Consider the following 22,533-nt stretch of genomic DNA (forward strand, 5'->3'; position numbering starts at 1 on the left):
GACCCGGTCCCCGACCCCGAAAGGCATCGCTGTGCGCACACGCCCCCTCTCGATCGCCGCGCTGCTCATCGCCGCAGCCGGCCTCACCGCATGCGGAGCACCCGCAGGCAGCCTCGACGGCTGCACGCCGACGCTGCCCACCGGCGCGGCCGCCGGCCAGGTGACCGTCGAGCAGGGCGACGCCGCCCCGTCGGTCGAGTTCCAGATCCCGCTCGTCTCCGAGGGCGACCAGGTCGCGCACCAGGGCGGCGAGGGCGAGCGCGTGAGCCAGGGCCAGGTGGTCGATGCCGACTACGTCGTCTACTCCGGCAAGACCGGCGACCTCATCACCAGCTCCTACCCGACGCCCGGCTCCGAGGCACCCGCGGCTGAGCCGCTGCGCCTCGCCGCCGGCGGTGAGACCGCGCTCAGCCAGGCCGTCGCCTGCGCAGCCCCCGGCTCGAGCGTCGTGCTCACCACCACCGTGGAGGCGCTCTTCGGCCCATCCGCCACGTCGCCCGAGATGGACATCACGCCCGCCGACACCGCGGTCGTCGTGCTCGAGGTCTCCGACGTGCACCCCGGCCGCGCCGAGGGCAACGCTCGCCCCGGCCAGCAGGGCATGCCCGCCGTCACGCTCGCGACCGACGGCACGCCGGGCGTGACGTTCCCCGGCAGCCCCGCGCCCGAGGAGCTCACGGTCATGCAGAGCATCGAGGGCACCGGCGAGCCGGTCGCAGAGGGCGACAACGTGCTGGTGCACTACACCGGCATCGTCTGGGAGACCCAGGAGGTGTTCGACTCCTCCTGGGAGCGCGGCGCTCCGACGCCCATGACGATCGACGACGCCAGCCTGATCCCCGGCTTCGTCGACGCGGTCGTCGGTCAGCCCATCGGCAGCCAGGTGGTGGTCTCCATCCCGCAGGAGCTCGGCTACAACGACCCCGCCACCCGCCCAGAGTCGATCGGGGAGGGCGAGCACCTCCTCTTCGTGATCGACATCCTCGACCGGCTCGAGCCCGCCGCAGGCTGATGAGCAGGGTCGAGGCCGAGGAGCGCCAGTTCTCGCTGCTGCTCGCGCTTGTGGACACGAGCGTCGGCTTCACGAAGCAGGAGCTCTTCGCTCGAGTCGCCGGCTACCAGGGGCAGCCGACCGGCGATGCCCTCGAGCGGATGTTCGAGCGCGACAAGGATGCGCTGCGGGAGCACGGCATCGTGATCGACGTCGTGCAGCCCCCGGGCGACGAGAGCAATCAGGAGGCGCGCTACCGCGTGCTGGACGGCGTGCTCGGCGACCCCGCAGAGCTGCAGTTCGACGCCGAGGAGCGTGACCTGCTCGACCTCGCGCTGCGCGTCTGGCACGAGGGCGGGCTGACGGAGGAGTCGCAGCGCGCGGCGCTCAAGCTGCGCGCCGACCCCGAGTTCCGCGGCGGCCTGCCCCTCGAGCGCACGCCGGGCCGCACCACCGACCCGGCCGCCGGCACCGAACCCGCGACCGCATCCATCGTGCAGCCGCGCCAGCGTTCGCGCGAGAGTGCGTTCCAGGCCCTCAAGCGTGCCGCCGATCGCCGCAGAGAGGTGGTCTTCGACTACCTCAAGCCCGGCGAGCGCACGCCGCGCAGCCGCTCCGTGCAGCCATGGGCCACCGTGCTGTTCCGCAGCCGCTGGATGCTCGTCGGCCACGACCTCGGAGCCGAGGACGCCCGCACCTTCCTCATGCAGCGCATCACCTCACCCGTGAAGGATCGCGCACCGCGTCAGCCCTTCGAGGTGCCGGCCGACGCTGCGGCCGCGGCGCTCGCCAAGCTCGAGGAGATCTGGGCGTCCGCCTCGGTCGGCGTGCACGCGGTGCCCGGCAGCGACGCCGACATCCGGCTGCGGCATCGGCGCGACACCACCGAGGAGGACGGCCTGCTGGTGATCCACCACGCCGACCGCCACCTGATCGCGGACGAGCTCTCGGGCTTCGGCGCCGACATCGCCGTCGCCTGGCCCGCCCAGCAGCGCGAGCTCGTGCGCCAGCGCCTCGAGCGCATCCGCGACGCGCACGCCGACGACACCGAGGGGAGTGCCACGTGAGCGCCAGCCGCGTCGAGCGGGGCATCGGCCTGCTGCTCTCCCTCATCCAGTACGTCACCGCATCCGGCTCCGTCACGGTGCAGGAGGCCGCCGCTCACTTCGGCGTGCCCGAGGAGCGCATCCGCGAGGCCGTCTCGCGCGTGTTCATGGCCGGTGTGCCCGACGGCGCCGGCGACTTCATCCGCTTCGACATCGACTTCGACGCCTTCGAGCAGCAGGACGTCATCGCCGTGACGATGCGCCCGGCCTTCGAGGACGAGACGGTGCGCCTCTCGCCCCGCGAGGCGAGCGCGCTCATCGCGGGCCTCACGCTCGTCGCCGGCTACACGGACGCGGGCCCGGAGCGCGTCGCGGCGCTGCGCGAGAAGCTGCGCAGGGCGGCATCGCAGGGGGCTGACACGGTCGCCGTCGACGCGCTCGACGTGCCGCGCACGGCCCAGATCATCCGCGATGCGATCCGTGACCGCTGCGTGCTCGCGCTCGACTACCGCAAGCCCGACGAAGGCTCCCAGCGTCGGCGGGTGGCGCCGGTGAAGCTCGACCTGCACGAGGGCCAGGTCTTCGTCGAGGCCGCCGACCTCGACAAGCGCGGCATGCGCACCTTCCGCCTCGACCGCATCGAGGCGATCGAGCCGACGCAGGATGCCTGGCCGGATGCGCTCCCGGCGCACGAGCGCACGGTCGCCGGCACCGCGCAGGTCGTCGCGACCCGCGCGGCAGCAGCGATGCTGGCCGACTACGCCACCTCCGACCCCGTGTCGGTGGACGGCGAGCGGGTGCGGCTCGACATCGAGGTGTGGAGCGAGGCCAGCGTGCTGCGCGCGGTCGCGGCCTGCGGTGGCGACGCCGAGATCGTGGCGCCCGCGAGCCTGCGCCGCGCGATGCACCGCTTCGCGATCGAGGCGCTCGGCGATGCCGAGCACGATGGTGAGCCCTCCCGCGAGGCGTGACGACCTCGCCCGGTCGCGGGCGCGGTAGGCTAGGTCACGACCGACACAGGGCGAAGGGCGATCATGGGTGGATTCTTTGGCAATGCGGCATCGCATTGGTGGATCATCCTCATCATCGTCGTGCTCATCTTCGGCGCCACGAAGCTGCCCGCACTTGCCCGGAGCCTGGGGCAGTCGGTCAACATCCTGAAGAAGGAAGTCAAGGGCGACGGCTCCGGTGACGAGGCGACCGCCAAGGGCACCGACGACCCGGCTTCCAGCACCGACCGGAAGTAGTCGATGGCCCGCAAGGGGCGCACGGCTGACACGCATGGCCGGATGAAGCTCGCCGCGCACCTGCGCGAGTTCAAGCGCCGCTTCTACATCTCTGGCGCGGCGATCGTCCTGGCTGCGATCGGCGGCTTCTTCCTCGCCGCGCCGCTGCTGCGGCTGCTGAGCGCGCCGCTCGACGAGCTGCAGGCCTCCGGGCTCGACGTCGAGCTCAACATCACGAACGTCACGCAGGCCTTCGACGTGCAGATGCGCATCGGCTTCCTGCTCGGGCTCATCATCTCGAGCCCGATCTGGATCTGGCAGCTGCTCGCCTTCATCGTGCCGGCGCTGCGCACCATCGAGCGTCGCTACGTGTTCGGCTTCATCGCCGCCGCCGTGCCGCTGTTCATCGCCGGCTGCGCGACCGGCTGGTTCGTGCTGCCGCGCATCATCCGTCTCTTCGTCGGCTTCACGCCCGACGGCTTCACCGCATTCCTGGGCGCGACCGACTACTGGGACTTCTCCCTCAAGCTCGTCTTCGCAGCCGGCGTCGCATACACGCTGCCCGTCGTGGTGGTGTTCCTGAACCTCGCGAGCGTCGTGACCGGCAGGGCGATCCTCGGCGCGTGGCGCTGGGCTGTGCTGACGGCCACACTCTTCGGTGCCTTCGTCACGCCAGCCGGCGACGTCTGGAGCATGTTCATCATCTCGGTGCCGATGGTGGTGCTCTACTTCGCTGCCGCCGGCATCGCACTGCTCGTCGATCGCCGCCGCGCGAAGCGAGAGTCTGCCAAGGTTGACGCATGACGATGGTCCGCAGATGAGCATCGCCACCGAAGCCTTCGCCGCCGCGCAGCCGTTCGGCCTCGACCCGTTCCAGCGGGAGGCCTGCGAGGCCATCGAGGACGGCTCGAGCCTGCTCGTCGCGGCGCCGACGGGCGCGGGCAAGACCGTCGTCGCCGAGTTCGCCATCCACCTCACGATGGAGGCCCCCACCGGCCGCGTCTTCTACACGACGCCCATGAAGGCCCTCTCGAACCAGAAGCACCGCGAGCTCACCGAGGTCTACGGCAGCGCATCCGTCGGTCTCCTCACCGGCGACACCTCCATCAACGGCGATGCCCGCATCGTCGTGATGACCACCGAGGTGCTGCGCAACATGCTCTACGAGGGCCGTGACCTCTCACAGCTCGAGTACGTGGTGATGGATGAGGTGCACTACCTCGCAGACCGGTTCCGCGGGGCGGTGTGGGAGGAGGTCATCATCCACCTGCCGCGGCACGTGCGGATGGTCTCGCTCTCTGCCACGGTCTCGAACGCCGAGGAGTTCGGCGCCTGGCTCGATGCGGTGCGCGGCGACACGCGCGTGATCGTCTCGGAGCACCGCCCGGTGCCGCTCGACGCGCACGTGCACATCAAGGGCCGGCTGGTCGAGCTCTTCGACTCGAAGGCGGGGGAGGCCACGCACCGCCCCAGCAAGGAGCTGCAGGAGCTCGCGCGCGGCACCGACATCGAGGCATCCGCCGCCCGCGGTCACCGCGATCGGGGCGGCCACAACCGTCACCGCTCCCGCAGCGCCCCCAACAAGGGCCGCTCGCGCGACTTCCAGCCCTGGCGCTCCGGCGGCCCCTCGCGGGTCGACCGCGTCGAGCTCATCGCGCAGCTCGACCAGCGCGAGATGCTGCCGGCGATCGACTTCATCTTCTCGAGGGCCGGATGCGACGCGGCGGTGCGGCAGGTCGTCGACGGCGGGGTGCGGCTCACCACGCCGGAGGACCGTGCCGAGATCCGCTCGATCGTCGACGAGCGCACGCGGCTGCTCGACGACGCCGACCTCGGGGTGCTGGGCTACTTCGACTGGATCGACGCCCTTGAGCGCGGCGTCGCCGCCCACCACGCCGGGCTGCTGCCGGTCTTCAAGGAGGTCGTCGAGGAGCTCTTCCGCGCCCGGCTGCTGAAGGTCGTCTTCGCCACCGAGACGCTCGCGCTCGGCATCAACATGCCCGCGCGCACCGTCGTGCTCGAGCAGCTCGAGAAGTTCAACGGCGAGGCGCGGGTGCGCATCACGCCGGGGGAGTACACGCAGCTCACCGGCCGCGCGGGCCGTCGCGGCATCGACACCGAGGGCCACGCGGTCGTCATCTGGAACGGCAAGCTGCAGCCGGTGGAGGTCGCCTCGCTCGCCTCCCGGCGCACCTACCCGCTGCACTCGAGCTTCAAGCCGACCTACAACATGGCGGTGAACCTCATCGACCGGCTGGGCGTGCCCGGCACCCGCGAGGTGCTCGAGACCTCGTTCGCACAGTTCCAGGCCGATCGCTCGGTCGTGCAGCTCGCTCGCCGCGTCGTCGACCAGCGCGAGAGCCTCGCGGCCTACCAGGAGTCGATGTCGTGCCATCTGGGCGACTTCACGCAGTACGCGCAGCTGCGTCGCGAGCTGAGCGACCTGGAGCGCGACGCGCAGCGGCAGCAGCTCAGCCACAGTGAGCACGACCGCATCCAGAAGCAGCTGAAGTCCCTGCGCGGCCGGATGAAGCAGCACCCCTGCCACGCCTGCCCCGAGCGCGACTCGCACGCCCGCTGGGGCGAGCGCTACTGGCGCCTGCACCGCGACGTCGAGAAGGCCGAGCGGCAGATCTCACGCCGCACGGGCGAGATCGCGGAGCGCTTCGATCGCATCACCGAGATCCTGCGCAGGCTCGACTACGTCGAGGATGCCGAGGGCGGCGCGCGCATCTCGCCTGCCGGTGAGGTGCTGCGCCGCATCTACGGCGAGCGCGACCTGCTGGTCGCGGAGAGCATCCGCCAGGGGCTGTGGAACGGGCTCGACGCGCCGGCGCTCGCCGCGCTTGCGTGCGCGCTCGTGTTCGAGGGCAGGCGCGACGACGGCATGCTGCCCGAGCGGATGCTGCCGAAGGGCGCGTTCCTGGATGCCCTGGCAGCGACGCAGACGCTGTGGGCTCAGCTCGACGACCTCGAGCAGGAGCACCGCCTGCCCGGCTCCGAGCCGCTGCAGACCGGCCTCACGCTCGCGATGCACCGCTGGGCGCGCGGCTACCCGCTCGACGGCGTGCTGCGCGACACCGACCTGGCGGCTGGCGACTTCGTGCGCTGGACGAAGCAGACGATCGACGTGCTCGAGCAGATCGAGCACGTGGCGCCCAAGCGACTCTCCCGCACGGCTCGCGACGCGGTGGAGCGCATCCGTCGCGGTGTCGTGGAAGCATCGGGGTCCGCGCAGTGAGCGTCCGCAGCAACCCGCTCAGCGGAGCGGGCGTCCGGCCGCGTGCGACGCGCACGCGGGCGGGGCAGCCGCTGCCCACCGCCTTCGCGTGGGCGGCCGCGATCGCGGGCGGCGCGATCATGCCGTTCGCGTTCCAGCCATTCGACTGGTGGCCGCTCATCGTGCCCGCTGTCGCGCTCTCGCTGCTCTCGCTGCGCGGGCGGCGGCTCGGCACCGCATTCGGGCTCGGCTTCGTCACCGGCTTCCTCTTCTTCCTGCTCCACATCCAGTGGATCACCGTCTACCTCGGCCCCGTGCCGCTCGTCGCGCTCACCGCGTGGATGGCCGTCTGGTGGGGGCTCGGCGGCATGCTGCTGGCGCTCGCCTGGCGCTGGGGGGAGGCACGGCTGCCGGGAGCCGTCGGCTCCTTCCTCGCCGTGCCGCTGCTGCTCGCCGGGCTCTGGACGCTGCGCGAGTCGCTCGCATCGACGGTGCCGTGGGGCGGCTTCGCCTGGGGCAGGCTCGCGCACTCGCAAGCATCCAGCCCGCTCGCAGACACCACCAGCTGGGTCGGCCTCACGGGGCTGACCTTCCTGCTCGCCGCAGCCGCCGCGCTCGTGGTGCAGCTGGTGCTGCACCACCGCACCATGCTGCGCCGCCGGCTCACGATCGGAGCGGTCGCGCTCATCGTGCTCGTCGCGATCCCGGCGTTCCCGGTCGCGCAGACCGGGAGCCTGCGCGTGGGCGCCGTGCAGGGCGACAGCGAGGCTGGCCTGCTCGCGCCCTACACGCCGGGGGAGATCCTGCAGCAGCACGTCGACGCGACGCGCGAGCTCTCGGGCGAGGAGCTCGACCTGCTCGTGTGGCCCGAGAACGCCGCAGAGTTCTACGCCGACGAGACTGCCGCCACGATGGCGGCACTCGACCGCGTGGCGACCGAGTTCGACGCGCCGCTCATCGTCGGCACCGTCACCCGCGAGGGCGACGACACCTACAACTCGCTGCTGCAGATCGAGCCGGGCGAGGGCGCCGTCGCCGAGTATCGCAAGCGGCACCCCGTGCCCTTCGCCGAGTACCTGCCGCAGCGCGAGTTCTTCGCACCCATCCTCGACGCGCTCGGCTTCCTCGAGCTCATCCCGCGCGACTTCTCCATCGACCCGACGAGCGACAACGCCTTCGACGTGGCCGGCACGATCGCCGGTGTCGCGATCTGCTTCGACATCATCGATGACTACCAGGCGCGTGAGATGGTGCTCGAGCACGGTGCCGAGATCATCCTGGCGCCCACGAACAACGCCGACTTCGGCGAGGGCTCGGCCGAGAACGTGCAGCAGCTCGCCATCGCGCAGCTGCGCGCGGTCGAGGCGGGCCGTGCGGTCGTCAACATCTCCACGGTGGGCACGAGCGCCATGATCTCGCCCGACGGCACCATGCTCGACCGCCTGCCGCAGTACGCTCCTGGAGCGATGCTCGAAGCGCTGCCGCTGTCGACGACCGTCACACCCGGCATCCGTCTGGGAGCATGGATCGATTGGGCGCTGTGCATCGGCAGTGCTCTCGCGCTGGCCGGCCTCGGAGCCGCCACCGCACTGCAGCGGAGGAGAGCGGATGCCTGACGTCATGATCGTCGTGCCGACCTACAACGAGATCGAGGGTCTTGAGCGCACGGTCGGGCGGCTGCGGCAGTCGGTGCCGCACGCCGAGCTCGTGATCATCGACGACGGCAGCCCCGATGGCACCGGGGAGCTCGCGGATCGGCTCGCGAAGGCCGATGCCGGCACGCTCGTCATCCACCGCAGCGAGCGCGGCTACCGCTCAGCGGTCATCGAGGGCATGCGCTTCGCGATCTCGCGGGGAGCGACGCGGGTGGTCGTCACCGATGCAGACGGCTCCTACGACGCCGACGGCCTGCCAGAGCTGCTGGCCGTCTCGCAGTCGGGGGTCGACCTGGTGATCGGCTCTCGCTTCGTCGAGGGCAGCGACGTGCGCAACATGGGCGCGCGCAGGCGCTGGGCGGCGCAGATCGGCAACGCCTACGCCCGAGCGGTGCTCTCGACCGGTGTGAAGGACCTCACGAGCAGCCTGCGCGTCTACCGCACGCGCATCCTCGAATCCGTCGAGCTCGACGCCATCCAGGTCGACGCCTATGCCTTCCAGATCGCCATGGCCGTGCGCGTCGCCCAGGCGGGCGGCACGATCGCCGAGGTGCCGATCGGCTTCATCGAGCGTGCTGTCGGCAGCTCGAAGATGCGGGTGCTGGAGGAGCTCGGCACGCTCGGTGCCGTCACGAAGTGGGCGCTCTCAGGCGTGCGCGCGCTGCCGAAGCCCCCGCGCTGACCCGGATCAGGCGATCAGCGGCAGCGCCAGATCGCAGCGGTCGGTGACGATGCCGTCGACGCCCATCGCGAGCAGCTCGCTCATCTCGGCAGGATCGTTGATCGTCCACACGTGCACCTCGACGCCGGCACGTTGGAAGGCCGCGACGCTGCGCTCGCTGATGATCTCGATCCCCTTCGCCCGTCGCGGCACCTGCAGCGCGACGACGGGCGCCAGGATCCGCGCGAGCTGACCGCGCAGCCCGAGCCGCTGCGCCGCGAGCGCCCGCAGCACGATCGCCTGCGAGGCGCTCGTGGCGACCTCAGGCAGGAGCCGCTCGGCCTGTCGCCGCCGGCGCTCCGAGAACGAGGTCAGCAGCACGCGGTCGACGGCCTTGGCCTCGACCACCGCGCGCACCGTCGGCACCACCGACGCATCCGACTTCAGGTCGATGTTCCACTTCGCGTCGGGGAGCGCCAGCAGCGCCTCCCTGAGCCCGGGCACGCGCTCGCCCTGCCCCAGGTCGATCTCGGCGAGATCCTTCCAGAGCGTCTGCTCGATGACGACGTCGCGGCCCGCGACCCGGTCGAGCCCGGGGTCGTGCGCGAGCACGGCGACGCCGTCGGCCGTCGCGTGGGCGTCCGTCTCGAGGAACGTCGCCCCCACGTCGACCGCGGCGATGAACGCCATCATCGTGTTCTCGGGCGCACCGATCGAGAGCCCGCGATGCGCGAGCACCCGAGGTGCGGCCGGGGTGAGGAAGGAGCTCACGCCTGCGGGGGCCGGCCTTCGTCGGACTGATTCGGCTCGACCGGGGGAATGTCGACCTGGTTGGGGTCGATCGTGACCCGCGGTGCGTCGGCCCTGACCTCGCGCACGGTCTCGAGCGCTTCGTCGTAGGCGGCGCTGGGAGTCTCATCGGCCAACGATGTCGACGAGGAGACCGTGTCGGTGCGCCCCGCGTCCTTCGGGTCGATGCCGCTGGCCTGCAGGGTCTCGGCGATCGTGGGAACCTCGACGTCGGAGACCGAGTCGGCCTGGAAGGTCTCGTCGAGGATCGACGGCTCGGCCTTGTCGGTACCGTGCTTGCCAGCGGGCTTCTGGAAGGGCACCTCTGCCTTGCCCTCGAAGAAGCCCTTGCCGACCTGCTGCAGGGCGTCGGTGAGCTCCGACGGGATGATCCAGAGCTTGTTGGAGTCGCCCTCGGCGAGCTTCGGCAGCGTCTGCAGGTACTGGTAGGCCAGCAGCTTGTTGTCGGCGTCACCCGCGTGGATGGCGGCGAACACGCGCTCGATGGCCTCCGACTCACCCTTGGAGAGCAGCACCTGAGCCTCGGCGTCACCCTTTGCGCGGAGCACCTGGGCCTTCGCCTGACCCTCTGCTCGGAGGATCTCGGACTGGCGCAGACCCTCGGCCTCGAGGATCTGCGACTGCTTCGAGCCCTCCGCCGTCAGGATCGCGGCGCGGCGGTCACGCTCTGCGCGCATCTGCTTCTCCATCGAGTCCTGGATGGAGTGGGGCGGGTCGATCGCCTTCAGCTCGACGCGGCCGACGCGCAGGCCCCACTTGCCGGTCGCCTGGTCGAGCACGTTGCGCAGCTGCCCGTTGATCGTGTCGCGGCTGGTGAGCGCCTCTTCGAGGTTCATGCCGCCGACCACGTTGCGGAGCGTCGTGGTGGTGAGCTGCTCGACGGCCGAGAGGTAGTCGGCGATCTCGTAGGTCGCGGCGCGTGCGTCGGTGACCTGGAAGTAGACGACCGTGTCGATCGAGACCACCAGGTTGTCCTCGGTGATGACCGGCTGCGGCGGGAAGGATCGCACCTGCTCGCGCATGTCGACGTGGTACGCGACCCGATCGATGAACGGCACGAGGAAGTTGAGTCCGGGCTGCAGCACCTTGTGGAATCGCCCGAGTCGCTCGGCTACACCGGTGAATCCCTGCTTGATGATCCGGATCGACCTGAAGAGCGTGACGAGCACGAACAGGATGACCAGGATCACGACGATGAGCAGGAAGGCTCCGAGGATGAATCCTCCGTCGATCGGCATAAGGGGCTCCTTGAGTTATCGCTGAGCGGGGACGACGATGGCCGTCGCCCCTTCGATGGCGGTGACGACGATGCGCTCGCCGACGTCGGGATCACGGGGCTGGACCGCGGGGGAGAGGCGTGCCGTCCAGACATCGCCGTTGGAGAGCGTGACCTCGCCGGCGCCGCGCTGGAACGAGCGGGTCACCTCTCCGGCCATGCCCAGCAGCGCCTCGATGCCCTGCTTGTTGACCTCGCCGGACGAATGCAGCCGATGCAGCAGCTTCGGCCGTACGAGGAACAGCAGCAGCAGCGCTGCCGCCGCGGCGATCAGGATCTGCGCCCACCAGGGCAGGCCGGTGATGCTGGAGACGAGGCCGACGACCGAGGCGAGCCCGATCATCAGGAACGTGAACTCGAGCGTCACCATCTCGATGATGAAGCACACGAGCGCTACGACGAGCCACGCGATCCAGGCATATTGGACGAGATCCACGGACCCAGCATATGGAGCGGATGCTGTGGCCGGGCCGTGACGCGCCACATCCGGCTCGCACCTGGCGCGCATCGCACGCGCAGTAGTGTCGTCGGGAACGAAGGAGCCCCCTGTGTCGAACCCAGCGTCGAACCCTGAGCCGAACCCCCTGACGAACGCCGCACCATCCCTCGAGCCCGGATCCCTGACCGGCCGCACCGCCCTCGTCACCGGCTCGAGCCGCGGCATCGGCGCCGCGACCGTCGCCCTGCTGGCCGGTGCGGGCGCGAACGTCGTCGTCAACTACCGCGCGAAGGCGCCGCGTGCCGAGAAGGTCGTCGCTGCGGCGCAGCAGCAGGGCGTCGAGGCGATCGCCGTGCAGGCCGATCTCACCGACGCCGCGAGCGTCGCGACGATGTTCGACGCCGCGAAGGGGCGCTTCGGTGGGCTCGACATCCTCGTGATGAACGCCTCCGGCGGCATGGAGAGCGGCATGGGCGAGGACTACGCCATGCGCCTCAACCGCGACGCGCAGGTGGCGCTGCTCGATGCCGCCCTGCCGGTGCTGAACGACGGTGCACGCGTCGTGTTCGTCACGAGCCACCAGGCGCACTTCATCCGCACGACCCCGACGATGCCCGAGTATGAGGCCGTCGCCCGCTCGAAGCGCGCGGGCGAGGACGCCCTGCGCGAGCGCATCCCGGCGCTCGCCGAGCGCGGCTTCGAGCTGGTGGTCGTCTCCGGCGACATGATCGAGGGCACCATCACGGCGACGCTGCTCGAGCGTGCCAACCCCGGGGCGATCGCGAGTCGCCGCGAGGATGCCGGCAAGCTCTACAACGTCGAGGAGTTCGCACAGGAGGTCGCCCTCGCGGCCGTCGAACCGGTCGGCGACGACAACACGCGGCTGGTTGGCGACGTCGCCGGCTTCGGCGCCGCGGAAGGGCTGAAGGCCTGATGCGCGCGGAGCACATCGAGCAGCTCGTCACGCTGTCGCGCCCCGCGGTGCACCCGAGCGACGCATGGGCGATCGTCGCCGCGACGCGGCCGAACCTGCGGGCAAACCGCAATGTCGGCCAGCTCTGGAAGGTCTCGCTGCAGGACGGCAGCAGGCGCCGCCTGACGGGCGGCACCTCCGACCGGGCGCCGCAGCTCACGCCCGATGGCGAGACCGTGCTGTTCGTGCGGCCCGATGCGGCAGACAAGCCGCAGGTCTGGGCGATGCGCGTCGACGGCGGCGAGCCCGTGCAGGCCACCGCGCAGGCGGGCGGCGTCCTGGAGTTCGCGGTGTCGCCGACCGGCGACCGCATCGCGTTCACCTCGATCGTGGCCGAGCCCGGTCGCTACGGCTCGGTGGAGGGCGTCGCTGCTGCACAGGAGTCGCCCCGCCTCATCACCCGCAACCGCAACCTCGCCAACGGCCTCGGCAGCCTGATCGGCAGGCACTCCCACCTGTTCTCGGCCGAGCTGCCCGATCTCGACGCCGAGCCGCGCTACGCGCGTGCCGCGCATCCGCACGACGACGAGACCACGAAGGACGACGCGCTCCACGCCCCGGAGGCCATCCGCCTCAGTCACGGCGACTTCGACCACGCGGCGCCCGCCTTCTCGAGCGACGGCCAGCGCGTGCTGTGCACGACCGCGCGCCACGACACCCGCGATGACGACCTGCTGACGGCGATCGTCGAGTTCGATGCGACGGTCGCCGAGGGCGAGCCGCACACCATCCTGTCCTCGCGCGCCGCGCTCAGCGTCAGCGAGGTGCAGCCGACGCCCGACGGCGGCTTCGTGCTGCTCGCCGCCCAGCTGGGGGAGTCGGGCCGCGACTTCGTCGCCCGCAACGAGCAGCTGTTCGTGCTCGAGCAGCCAGGTGCGCACCCCGAGGAGGTCACCGATGCGGCGTCGGTCGACCTGGGCGAGGTCGGCAGCCACGCAACGATCGTCGAGGACGGCGTGCTGGTGCAGGAGCGCCGGCGCGGCCGTGTGCGCCTCGTGCACGTCTCCGGGGGCGGCGCGAAGGAGCTCATCGGCGGCGACCTCGAGGTGATCGGTCACGGCGTGGGCGATGGCGTGACGGTCGCGACCGTGCGCACGCCGACCTCGATGGGCGAGGTGGCGGTGCTCGACGATCGTGGCCTCACCGTGCTCACCGACTTCGGTGCGCAGCTCGCCGAGGCGGGCGTCGTCGAGCCCACGGAGCACGAGTTCACGGGCCGCGACGGCGCGACGGTGCACGGCTGGGTCTGGGTGCCGGAGGGCGAGGGGCCGCACCCGGTGCTGCTCAACATCCACGGCGGCCCCTTCGCGCAGTACGGCGTCGGTGTCTTCGACGAGGCGCAGGTCGCGGTCGACGCGGGCTACGCGGTCGTGCAGTGCAACCCGCGCGGCTCGGCGGGCTACGGCCGCGAGCATGGCGTGGCCATCAAGCAGGCGATGGGCACCGTCGACCTGCACGACGTGCTCGACTTCCTCGATGCCAGCCTCGACGCGCATCCGCAGCTCGACCGCGCGCGGCTCGGCATCATGGGCGGCTCCTACGGCGGCTATCTCACGGCCTGGACGATCGCGAACGACCACCGCTTCACCGCGGCCGTGGTCGAGCGCGGCTTCCTCGACCCCGACTCCTTCATCGGCACGAGCGACATCGGCTGGTTCTTCTCCGAGGAGTACACGGGCAACGATGCGGATGCGGTGCGAGCGCAGTCGCCGATGGCGCACGTCGGCAAGGTGCAGACCCCGACGCTCGTCGTGCACTCCGAGCAGGACTGGCGCTGCCCGCCGGAGCAGGCGCAGCGCTACTGGTCGGCGCTCAAGCGCAACGGTGTGGAGACCGCGCTGCTGCTCTTCCCGGGCGAGGACCACGAGCTGACCCGCGCCGGTCAGCCGCGCCACCGGGTCGAGCGCTTCGAGCACATCCTCGCGTGGTGGGCGAAGCACCTGCCGACGCGGCAGAACCACCGCTAGTCGGCGCGGATGGTGACCTGGGCTCCTGCCTAGGTCATCATCCCGCTGATCTCGTCGACGGCTCGCACCACCGCATCCCGCCCCGCACGGTCGATCAGGCCGAGCTCGTGCACGATGCGGGCGGCCTCGTCGTAGGAGGAGTGGAAGCGGATGCCGGCCTGCTCGAGGCTCGCGCGCTTCGCGCCGGTCACCGGCACCACCTCGTGGATGAGCACGGCGACGACGAAGTCGGGCCCCCGCCGCAGCATCTCGGCGCCGACCTGCGCGTCGGCCTGGCCGCTGTCGCCGAGGAAGAGGAAGCGGCACTCCGGGAAGAGCGAGCGCTCGCGATCGAAGTTCTGCAGCTTGCGCGCCTTGATCGACTGCTTCGTGAAGAGGTTGAGCACCGAGCCGCCCAGCACCGCATGCGGAGGCAGGCCGAGGCCGGCGAGGCCGTTGCGCGTGTACTGCTCGATGAGCCCCTTCGGCCCCTCGGGGCGGGCGGTCACGAAGGTGAGATCGCCCGGGCGCGATGGCTCGGCCGCATGCCCCTGGTCGAGCGCGTTCAGCAGCTCGACGACGCCGGGGTACACGGTGCCGTGCGGGTAGCGGCGCTCGTGCAGCATCGCCTTGAGCGTGTCGTCGATGTCGCACAGGATGCGCAGGTCGTCGGAGGCGGCGGATGCGGCCTCGGCCGCGATGTGCGCGAGCACGGCATCGCGGTCGGCCGGGGAGAGCCGCTCGTAGACGACGTGCTCGAGGTCGTGCTGGTCGCCGCTGGCGTTCAGCAGGTACTTCATGTCGCGGAACGGCTCGCCCGTGAGCGAGAGCAGCATCGCTCGCAGCCCGGCGGAGACGCTCGGGCTAGCGGGCAGCCGGCGCAGCGCGTGCATGACCTTCGCACGCATCGCGGGGCTGAGCTCCTCGGCGCGCTCGATGCACAGCAGCCGCACGAGGTCACGGCGCTCGTCGCGGCGGAAGAGGCCGCTCACGGCGTTGCCGGCGATCGCAGCGACCGTCTGCGACAGGTCGAGCCGACCGAGCACGGATTCGAGCTGGCCGGCGGGCGTCGCCCTGAGTCGTTCGAGTGCCGCTGCTGCCTTCACGTGCTCGATCCTGGCACCCGCACCCTGAGCGCTCCCCGGTCGATGCGGGCATCCAGCCGCGCGACCCGACCCACCGCATCGCCGTCGATCTGCACTGGCAGCAGGTCGTCGACCCGACCGAGGGTGACGCGCCTCGCGGTGCGGTGCCGCAGGATGCCCTCCGCGCGTGCGATGCCTGCACCCGCGGCGGCGATGCGGCCCCAGTGCGCCAGGCGGCGGGGGCTGACGGAGGCGATGTGCAGCAGTCCGTCGTCGAGCCGTGTGTCGGGCAGCACCCGGAGGCCGGCGGGGATGCGGGCGGCGTTGTGCACGAGCACGCTCCACGCCTGCGTCGACTCGACCTGCCCGCCGTCGAAGCGGCCGCGCACGGCGAAGCTCGGGCTCGTCAGGCGGCGCGCGCCGATGGCGATGTAGGCGGCCCAGCCGAGTCGGCGCTTGTCGCGCAGCGACGCCGCCTCGACGGCGAGCGCGTCGTTGCCGACTCCTGTGACCACGAGGAACACCCGCTCGGCCTCGTGCTCGCCATCGCCACGCGTCAGCGTGACGCGGCCGAGGTCGACGGATGCGTCCAGGCCGCCGACGGCGGCGCGGGCGGCAGCCGCGTGGTCGCGCAGCGGCAGGTCGAGATTCCTGGCGAACAGGTTGGCCGTGCCGGCGGGCACGATGCCCAGCGGGACAGGGGAGTGGGCGAGCACCGCCGAGATCTCCCGCACGGTGCCGTCGCCGCCGATGGCGACCACCGCATCCGCGCCCGCCGTGAGCGCAGCGTGTGCCTGCGGGCCGCCGGGCTCGGCGATCGTCGTGGGGATGACGCGCGCGTCGGCGCCCGCGGCGGCAGCCTCGCGCAGCACGGCGTCGACGGCACGCTCGAAGCCGCGCGCAGTGGGGTTGCCGATGACGGCGAGGGATGGCACGGCGTCAGGCTATCCGCGCACTGCGGTGGCGCTGCTGAGCCCCGGCGCCCCAAGGCACACGAAGCGTCAGGGCATCGCGGGGCGCAGCGACAGGAACGCGGCGAGCCGCGCGATCTCGTCGTGCACGGCGTCGCGCAGCCGCGGGCTGGGCTCGGTGTCCCAGTGGATGCGGTGCACGAGCAGGGCGCCCGACTCGCGATCGGACTTCGCGTCGACCTTGCCGACGAGCAGGTCGCCGTCGAGGATCGGCAGCGCGAAGGCGCCCCACCGCCGCTTCGCCGCCGGCGTGTACTGCTCGAGCGCGTACTCGAAGCCCCACAGCTGCGTCATCCGCTTGCGGTCCGCGATCAGCCGGTCGAGCGGTGAGAGCAGCGCGACGCGGCCCGCGAAGCCCTCTGCGGTCGCGTCGGGTGCGAGCCGCCACTCGCCGCGCAGCATCGTGCCGTCGCTCGCCTCCACGCGCACCGATTCGCCCTCGTCGCCGAGGTGGGTCGGGCGGGTGATGCCGTTCGAGCGAAGCCAGCGCTGGCGCCAGGTGCTCCAGGCGTCGTCGATGCGCGCCGGCTCCACCGGTGGCAGCACGCGCGCTGCGAGATCCCACACCCGTGCGGTGCCGTGCCGCTCGGCGACCACCACCTCTCCGCGGATCTGCAGCAGCTCGAGCATCATCGCCACGTTGCGATCGGTGTTCCAGCCGCTCGAGGCGTAGGGCACGTCGGCGGCATCGTCGATCTCGGCCTGGGGGAGCGGTCCCTCCTCGCGCAGCTGCATGAGCACACGCGCGTGGAAGCCGCCGTTGGCGTCGAGCCACTCGCGCGCGCTGCTGTGGATCGACTCGGGGTCGCGCCCGATCGCGATCGTCCACGGCAGGTCGGTCATCGCCCGCAGCCCGATCGCGAATGCCTCCATCGGGTGCCGGTGCGGGCCGAGGTGCTCGAAGAGCGTCTGCTCGGTCTCGACGGCGCGACGCACGTCGTCGAAGGCGAGCGAAGGGATGCGCGTGTGCGCGATCTGCTCGGCCGACGGCGCGACGATCTCGGTGGGGTTGAGCGGCAGCAGCGTGAGCTGCTCGACCACCTCCGGCAGGTCATCCGCCTCGCGCTCGAGGCTCGACGCATCCAGCCACTGCGCGCGCACGGCGATGCGCCGTGCCTCCTCGATCGAGATCGTCCGAACCGCCGCCATGCCCCGACCCTAGCGACGGCCACCCCGCCCCCGCCGACGCCTCCCAGCATCGAGTGGCGCCTCCCAGCGTCGAGTGGCGCCTCCCAGCATCGAGTGGCGCCTCCCAGCATCGAGTGGCGCCTCCCAGCATCGAGTGGCGCCTCCCAGCATCGAGTGGCGCCTCCCAGCATCGAGTGGCGCCTCCCAGCATCGAGTGGCGCTTCCCAGCATCGAGTGGCGCCTCCTGGCACCCACTGGCTTTCCGGAAATCGAGTGGCGCCTCCTGGCACCCACTGGCTTTCCGGACCGGCCCAGCACCTCAATCGAGCAGCAGGCGCCAATCGACCGCAGGAGGCGCCACTCGATCGCAGCAGGCGCCAATGGATCGGGGGAGTCGCCAATCGATGCGTGGGGGCGCCACTCGATCGCGCAGCGCGGCGGTGGATGCGACAGGATCGAGCGCATGGTGAACGAGCTCCGCATCTTGCCGGCGAACCAGGCGCAGCCCGACGACCTCGACGCGCTCTTCGGCGGGCGCGGCGGCGGGCATCGCTGCAGGTGCCAGCGCTACCGGCTCGACCGCGGCGAGACCTTCGCGGGCACGCCCATCGAGGACCGCGCCATGCGCCTGGTCGACCAGACCGCCGCGGGCGACCCCGTCGCATCCGTCACGAGCGGGCTCGTGGCCTACCTCGACGATGTGCCGGTCGGCTGGGTCGCGGTCGCGCCGCGCAGCGACCATCAGGGGCTCGTGCGCGAGTTCACCGTGCCCTGGAAGGGCCGCGAGGAGGATCGAGCGGATGCGTCGGTGTGGGCGATCACCTGCCTGTTCGTTCGCGCCGGGCACAGGAAGCAGGGCATCAGTCGCGCGCTCGCCGTCGCCGCTGTCGACTTCGCGGTCGAGCACGGTGCTCGCGCGGTGGAGGCCTACCCGATCACGACGGCGTCAGTGATCGACGAGGAGCTGCACGTCGGCACCGTGCCGACCTTCGAGGCTGCCGGGCTGACCGAGGTGTCGCATCCCACGAAGCGCAGGAAGGTGCTGCGGCTCGACGTCGAGTGAGGGCACCTGAGCAGTGCCAGGATTGGGGCATGTCAGATACGCCCCGCCACCTCGAGACGATCGCCGTGACCGCTGGCCGGCCACCGCACGAATCCGGTGCGCCGTTCAATGAGCCCGTCACCTTCGCCAGCGCGTTCGTCGCTGGCGGCGAGCTGGAGTACGCGCGCTACGGCAACCCGTCGTGGACGGCGCTCGAGGAGGCGCTGGGCGCGCTCGAGGGCGGCGAGTGCATCTCGTTCGCGAGCGGCATGGCGGCGGTGAGCGCGATCCTCGAGCAGGTGCCGCACGGCGGAGCGGTGGTGGTGGCGCGGCACACCTATCAGCATGCGCTGCTCATGCTCGACGAGGGCGCGACGAGTGGCCGCTTCGAGGTGCGCCGAGTCGACATCGCCGACGCTCCCGCGGTCGAGGCCACTCTGACCGGCGCCGCGATCCTCTGGCTCGAGTCGCCCACGAACCCAGCGCTCGAGGTCGCCGACATCCCACGGCTGACGACGGCCGCGCGTGCGGCGGGGGTGCGCAGCGTGGTCGACAACACCTTCGCATCGCCGCTGCTGCAGCGCCCGCTCGAGCTCGGCGCCGACCTGGTCGTGCACTCGGCCACGAAGCTCATCGCCGGCCACAGCGACGTCGTCCTCGGCGCCGTCGTGACCGCCGACGCCGAGCTCGCCGAGCGCATCCGCCACCACCGCGGGCTGCACGGCGCGATCCCAGGGCCGATGGAGGCGTTCTTGACGCTGCGGGGTCTGCGCACGCTGCCGGTGCGATTGGAGCGTGCCGCATCGAACGCGCGCGAGCTGACCAGGCGGCTGGCGGATGTCCCTGGAGTCGTCGAGGTGCGCTATCCCCGCTTCGGCACGGTGCTGGCGATCGTGCTCGCGGATGCGGTCGCCGCCGATCGGGTGGTCGAGCGGGTACGTCTCTGGGTCGCGGCGACGAGCCTCGGCGGCGTGGAGTCGACATTGGAGCGCAGGCGTCGCTGGCCGACCGAGGCGCCGACCATCCCCGAGGGGCTCATCCGACTGTCGGTCGGCATCGAGCACATCGACGACCTGGCCGCGGATCTGCTGCAGGCACTGGGGGAGTAGCGCCGACACACCCCTGGTGGGCCGCGCCCGTGTCTGCCATCGTCGGGCGGCATGAGCACCGGAACACGAACGCTGGCGATCACGCAGAACATCATGCTCGACGGCGCCATCGAGATGCTGGGCGACTGGTTCGACCCGAGCGACGACGATCCCGAGCTGAGGGATGCGATGCAGGAGCAGACCGCGCGCGAGGATGCACTGCTGCTGGGCCGTCAGACCTTCGAGGACTTCCGCGGGTACTGGCCGATGCAGACCGACGACAGCACAGGGGTCACCGAGCAGCTCAATCGTGTCGAGAAGTACGTCGTCTCGTCGACCATGACCGATCCGGAGTGGCAGCACTCGACGGTGCTGACGGGGGATTGGCTGGCGCAGGTGCGGGCGCTGAGGCAGCAGCCGGGGGAGGACATCGTCGTCACCGGCAGCATCACGCTGTGCCACGCGCTCATCGACGCGGGCGTCGTGGATGAGGTGCGATTGTTCGTCTACCCGGTGGTGCAGGGCCGCGGTCGGCGGCTGTTCCCGGACGGCTTCGAGGCAGATGGGCTGCGCCTGCTCGAGGTGCGCGGCTTCAGCAACGGCGTCGCACTGCTGCAGTACGCGCTCTGAGGCGACTCTCAGACGGGCTCGCAGCGATTCTCGCCAAAGTGGTATCACAGTGATACCATCCTCGCATGGCGATGACCTTGCGACTCTCTGACGCAGACGACGACGCCCTCGAAGCGCTCGCTGCGGCGACAAGGGTGAGCAAGCACGAAGCCGCACTGCGCGCGATCCGCGACGCAGCCGCGCGCGAGGGTCACAGCACAGCGGTCGCCGAGCTGTCGGCATCCGCACGTGAACGCTACGCCGATCTGCTGGATCGCCTCGGTCGATGACCGAGCATCTGTCGCTCGACGACCTGCTGCAGCTCATCAGTGACTTGAGAGTCGGCCCCGTGCGAGACGTCGGCGCGCTGGACGCGGCTGCGTACCGACCGAGCGCGACGATCTATGGCGTCGAGGCCTACGAGTCGCTGGATGCGAAAGCCGCGGCACTCATGGAGTCCATCGTCCGTGGGCATCCGTTGGTCGACGGCAACAAGCGACTCGGGTGGCTCGCCGTCGTCGTGCTCTACGGCTTGAACGGCGTCGAACTCGACGCTGAGGATGACGTGGCGTTCGACCTCGTCGTGGGCCTCGCAGCCGGAGAGATCACGATCGATGCGCTCACAGCTGCACTGCGCGAAGTCCGCCGATAATGCACATTATGTCCGGACAAAAGAGGGATAGAGCGCATACGACCCTCCCCTTGAGCGGCAAGGCAAACTGCCGATGCAGTCGTCCACCCGGGTCTGACCGGGGCTTTTCCTGGCTGTCCAGCGCGGCCGGTGCGATAGGCGAGGTGCGGAATGGTGCATCTTTTGCACCATCCCGAAACCCGTTCTGACCGGCAATTTTAGCCTGCTTGTTGCATTTTCTGCACCAATGGTGCAGATTCTGTAACGGAGGTACGCCATGGAGTCGACCGGCCGCATTCGGCTGTTTCGCTCTTCGCGTGCGTCCATCGACGCCGAGTCGCTGTGCACCGCGATGCTCGACGGATGGGCACACTCGCAGCTCGCTCAAGGGTTCCAGCAACGCACCATCGCCCGGCGCGCTCGGACAGTGCAGCGATTGATCGACTGGTCGGGCAAGTACCCGTGGCAATGGACGCAGCTCGAGGCCGACGACTTCTTCGCCGAGCTGCGCGGCATCCACCACCTCGCGCCGTCGACGGTGCGAGCGTTCCAGACCGACATTGGCTTGCTTCTCGCCTATGCGGCTGATCCGACATACCCGTGGTCGGCGCATTGCACCGAATTGTTGGGAGAGACGTTCGTCCCGATCGCACCGCGCCGTATGGTCCATCGGCAGGAAGGTCCCGAGAACCCGAGCAAGCGCCCCTTCGCCCTCGCTGAGCTTCAGTCGTTCTTCGACTTCGCCGACGACGAGGTGGAACGGATCCTGCGGTCTGGTAAGCGTGGCGGGCTGGCTGCGTACCGGGACGCGGTGGCGTTCAAAGTGATGTACGGATGGGGGCTGCGCCGCAGAGAGCTCTGCCACCTGAAGGTCGTCGACTTCTCACGAAATGTCCGCGCCCCTCGCTTCGGCGCGTGGGGGCTGCTCCGAGTCCGATACGGCAAGGCAATGCGCGGATCACCGTCGAAACAGCGCACCGTGCTCACCGTGTTCGATTGGGCCGCGGAGACAGTCGCGGACTGGGCGCAGCATGGACTCCCCCGCTGCGGAGACACCTCCGGCTGGCTCTTCCCCACCGAGCGCGACGCGGTCCTCGACGGCCAGTCGCTGCTGCGCCGCTTCCGCCGCTACGTCGATGCACTCGAGCTGCCCGAGGGCCTTGACCTGCATTCGTTGCGTCGCGCCTACGCAACCCATCTGCAGCTCGAGTGGGGCTTCGACACCTCATTTGCCAAGGAACAACTCGGCCACGAACACGCATCCACGACCGCGATCTACACAATCGCGTCCCCCGACTACCGAGCACGCGAACTCGATCGCGTGCTCGGCGCGACCCTCGACCGCGCGACTGCCGTGCACCGTCGCACTCAAGGAGGACTCCCATCATGAAGATTCAAGTGAGATACCAATGGCAGCTGCCGGTACTCATGGCGAAAGCCGGCTACCGGAAGACGACCGACCTTATAGAACCGCTCGCTGACCGCGGCATCGTCCTGTCCCGAACCCAGGTGTACCGGCTCACCCGAGACCCGGAACGAATCTCGCTGCAGTTGCTCGCAGCTCTCTGCGACATCTTCGACGTCGGCGTCGACGAACTGATCACGGTCGAGTCTCAGCGCCTGCGAGCAGTTCGGAAACGCCGCGTCAATGAGGAATCCCCTCCATTGCTGGAGTCCTACCGGCCGGTACGTGCGCGCATCGTCGCCGACCCCGATGACGCGTAGGCGCGCCGGCC

The 22,533-nt window shown here is 70.5% G+C and carries 23 protein-coding genes; 17 read left to right on the forward strand and 6 right to left on the reverse strand.

What is annotated here, in order from left to right; genetic code table 11:
- The first annotated feature begins 31 nt into the window (after positions 1 to 31).
- From MKD51_RS16340 to MKD51_RS09660, 8 genes are all read left to right on the forward strand, one after another.
- Positions 32 to 1,012 (forward strand): FKBP-type peptidyl-prolyl cis-trans isomerase, encoded by a 981-nt coding sequence (locus MKD51_RS16340; protein ID WP_240240086.1) that lies wholly within the window; start codon positions 32 to 34, stop codon positions 1,010 to 1,012.
- Positions 1,012 to 2,058, forward strand: a complete 1,047-nt coding sequence (locus MKD51_RS09630) for a WYL domain-containing protein (protein WP_240240087.1) — start codon at positions 1,012 to 1,014, stop codon at positions 2,056 to 2,058. Before MKD51_RS16340 ends, MKD51_RS09630 begins: the two co-directional genes overlap by 1 nt.
- A complete protein-coding gene (locus tag MKD51_RS09635; protein ID WP_240240088.1) occupies positions 2,055 to 3,008 on the forward strand; it encodes a WYL domain-containing protein in 954 nt (317 codons plus the stop codon). Before MKD51_RS09630 ends, MKD51_RS09635 begins: the two co-directional genes overlap by 4 nt.
- 63 nt (positions 3,009 to 3,071) lie before the next feature.
- A complete protein-coding gene (tatA, locus tag MKD51_RS09640; protein ID WP_240240089.1) occupies positions 3,072 to 3,284 on the forward strand; it encodes a twin-arginine translocase TatA/TatE family subunit in 213 nt (70 codons plus the stop codon).
- A gap of 42 nt (positions 3,285 to 3,326) precedes the next feature.
- Complete coding sequence (gene tatC / locus MKD51_RS09645; RefSeq protein WP_240240090.1) at positions 3,327 to 4,067, forward strand: twin-arginine translocase subunit TatC; 741 nt, start codon at positions 3,327 to 3,329, stop codon at positions 4,065 to 4,067.
- A gap of 13 nt (positions 4,068 to 4,080) precedes the next feature.
- Positions 4,081 to 6,504 (forward strand): DEAD/DEAH box helicase, encoded by a 2,424-nt coding sequence (locus tag MKD51_RS09650; RefSeq protein WP_240240091.1) that lies wholly within the window; start codon positions 4,081 to 4,083, stop codon positions 6,502 to 6,504.
- Positions 6,501 to 8,099 carry an apolipoprotein N-acyltransferase gene (lnt, locus tag MKD51_RS09655; RefSeq protein ID WP_240240092.1) on the forward strand — a complete coding sequence of 533 codons (1,599 nt, stop codon included), beginning with the start codon at positions 6,501 to 6,503 and terminating at the stop codon, positions 8,097 to 8,099. Before MKD51_RS09650 ends, lnt begins: the two co-directional genes overlap by 4 nt.
- Positions 8,092 to 8,820 carry a glycosyltransferase gene (locus MKD51_RS09660; protein ID WP_240240093.1) on the forward strand — a complete coding sequence of 243 codons (729 nt, stop codon included), beginning with the start codon at positions 8,092 to 8,094 and terminating at the stop codon, positions 8,818 to 8,820. The genes lnt and MKD51_RS09660 overlap by 8 nt, the downstream gene beginning before the upstream one ends.
- 6 nt (positions 8,821 to 8,826) lie before the next feature.
- On the opposite strand, the gene MKD51_RS09665 is transcribed toward MKD51_RS09660, so the two are convergent.
- The 3 genes from MKD51_RS09665 to MKD51_RS09675 are packed head-to-tail and all read right to left on the reverse strand — an operon-like array spanning position 8,827 to position 11,321.
- Entirely contained in the window at positions 8,827 to 9,570 is a 744-nt protein-coding gene (locus MKD51_RS09665) for a glycerophosphodiester phosphodiesterase family protein (RefSeq protein ID WP_240240094.1), read from the reverse strand.
- The gene (locus MKD51_RS09670; protein WP_240240095.1) at positions 9,567 to 10,847 is read right to left on the reverse strand and encodes an SPFH domain-containing protein; all 1,281 of its coding nucleotides are present in this window, start codon (positions 10,845 to 10,847) and stop codon (positions 9,567 to 9,569) included. Before MKD51_RS09670 ends, MKD51_RS09665 begins: the two co-directional genes overlap by 4 nt.
- Positions 10,848 to 10,862: 15 nt before the next feature.
- Positions 10,863 to 11,321 (reverse strand): NfeD family protein, encoded by a 459-nt coding sequence (locus MKD51_RS09675; protein WP_240240096.1) that lies wholly within the window; start codon positions 11,319 to 11,321, stop codon positions 10,863 to 10,865.
- Positions 11,322 to 11,469: 148 nt separating this feature from the next.
- Between MKD51_RS09675 and MKD51_RS09680 the strand changes: the two genes are divergently transcribed.
- Both MKD51_RS09680 and MKD51_RS09685 read left to right on the forward strand, forming a co-directional pair.
- On the forward strand, positions 11,470 to 12,258 hold the full coding sequence (locus tag MKD51_RS09680) for an SDR family oxidoreductase (protein WP_240240918.1): 789 nt from the start codon (positions 11,470 to 11,472) through the stop codon (positions 12,256 to 12,258).
- Positions 12,258 to 14,264 (forward strand): S9 family peptidase, encoded by a 2,007-nt coding sequence (locus MKD51_RS09685; RefSeq protein WP_240240097.1) that lies wholly within the window; start codon positions 12,258 to 12,260, stop codon positions 14,262 to 14,264. Before MKD51_RS09680 ends, MKD51_RS09685 begins: the two co-directional genes overlap by 1 nt.
- Positions 14,265 to 14,293: 29 nt before the next feature.
- Here MKD51_RS09685 and MKD51_RS16345 read toward each other — a convergent pair whose 3' ends face one another.
- The 3 genes from MKD51_RS16345 to MKD51_RS09700 all read right to left on the reverse strand — a co-directional run bounded on the left by MKD51_RS16345 (position 14,294) and on the right by MKD51_RS09700 (position 17,448).
- Positions 14,294 to 15,349 carry a phosphatase domain-containing protein gene (locus MKD51_RS16345; RefSeq protein ID WP_240240098.1) on the reverse strand — a complete coding sequence of 352 codons (1,056 nt, stop codon included), beginning with the start codon at positions 15,347 to 15,349 and terminating at the stop codon, positions 14,294 to 14,296.
- Entirely contained in the window at positions 15,346 to 16,263 is a 918-nt protein-coding gene (locus MKD51_RS16350) for a diacylglycerol kinase family protein (protein WP_240240099.1), read from the reverse strand. The genes MKD51_RS16345 and MKD51_RS16350 overlap by 4 nt, the downstream gene beginning before the upstream one ends.
- A gap of 66 nt (positions 16,264 to 16,329) precedes the next feature.
- Positions 16,330 to 17,448 carry a crosslink repair DNA glycosylase YcaQ family protein gene (locus MKD51_RS09700; protein WP_240240100.1) on the reverse strand — a complete coding sequence of 373 codons (1,119 nt, stop codon included), beginning with the start codon at positions 17,446 to 17,448 and terminating at the stop codon, positions 16,330 to 16,332.
- A 442-nt stretch (positions 17,449 to 17,890) separates the two neighbouring features.
- On the opposite strand from MKD51_RS09700, the gene MKD51_RS09705 reads away from it, so the two are divergent.
- From MKD51_RS09705 to MKD51_RS09735, 7 genes are all read left to right on the forward strand, one after another.
- Positions 17,891 to 18,490 carry a GNAT family N-acetyltransferase gene (locus MKD51_RS09705; protein WP_240240101.1) on the forward strand — a complete coding sequence of 200 codons (600 nt, stop codon included), beginning with the start codon at positions 17,891 to 17,893 and terminating at the stop codon, positions 18,488 to 18,490.
- A 29-nt stretch (positions 18,491 to 18,519) separates the two neighbouring features.
- Complete coding sequence (locus MKD51_RS09710) at positions 18,520 to 19,578, forward strand: PLP-dependent aspartate aminotransferase family protein (protein WP_240240102.1); 1,059 nt, start codon at positions 18,520 to 18,522, stop codon at positions 19,576 to 19,578.
- 51 nt (positions 19,579 to 19,629) lie between these two features.
- Positions 19,630 to 20,187 (forward strand): dihydrofolate reductase family protein, encoded by a 558-nt coding sequence (locus MKD51_RS09715; RefSeq protein WP_240240103.1) that lies wholly within the window; start codon positions 19,630 to 19,632, stop codon positions 20,185 to 20,187.
- Between the two features lie 65 nt (positions 20,188 to 20,252).
- A complete protein-coding gene (locus tag MKD51_RS09720; RefSeq protein WP_240240104.1) occupies positions 20,253 to 20,456 on the forward strand; it encodes a CopG family transcriptional regulator in 204 nt (67 codons plus the stop codon).
- Positions 20,453 to 20,818 carry a type II toxin-antitoxin system death-on-curing family toxin gene (locus tag MKD51_RS09725; protein WP_240240105.1) on the forward strand — a complete coding sequence of 122 codons (366 nt, stop codon included), beginning with the start codon at positions 20,453 to 20,455 and terminating at the stop codon, positions 20,816 to 20,818. The genes MKD51_RS09720 and MKD51_RS09725 overlap by 4 nt, the downstream gene beginning before the upstream one ends.
- A 256-nt stretch (positions 20,819 to 21,074) precedes the next feature.
- The gene (locus MKD51_RS09730; RefSeq protein ID WP_240240106.1) at positions 21,075 to 22,187 is read left to right on the forward strand and encodes a site-specific integrase; all 1,113 of its coding nucleotides are present in this window, start codon (positions 21,075 to 21,077) and stop codon (positions 22,185 to 22,187) included.
- Positions 22,184 to 22,522 (forward strand): helix-turn-helix transcriptional regulator, encoded by a 339-nt coding sequence (locus MKD51_RS09735; protein WP_240240107.1) that lies wholly within the window; start codon positions 22,184 to 22,186, stop codon positions 22,520 to 22,522. Before MKD51_RS09730 ends, MKD51_RS09735 begins: the two co-directional genes overlap by 4 nt.
- Positions 22,523 to 22,533 lie beyond the last annotated feature (11 nt).

It is taken from the genome of Agrococcus sp. ARC_14 (assembly GCF_022436485.1).
Taxonomy (GTDB): Bacteria; Actinomycetota; Actinomycetes; order Actinomycetales; family Microbacteriaceae; genus Agrococcus.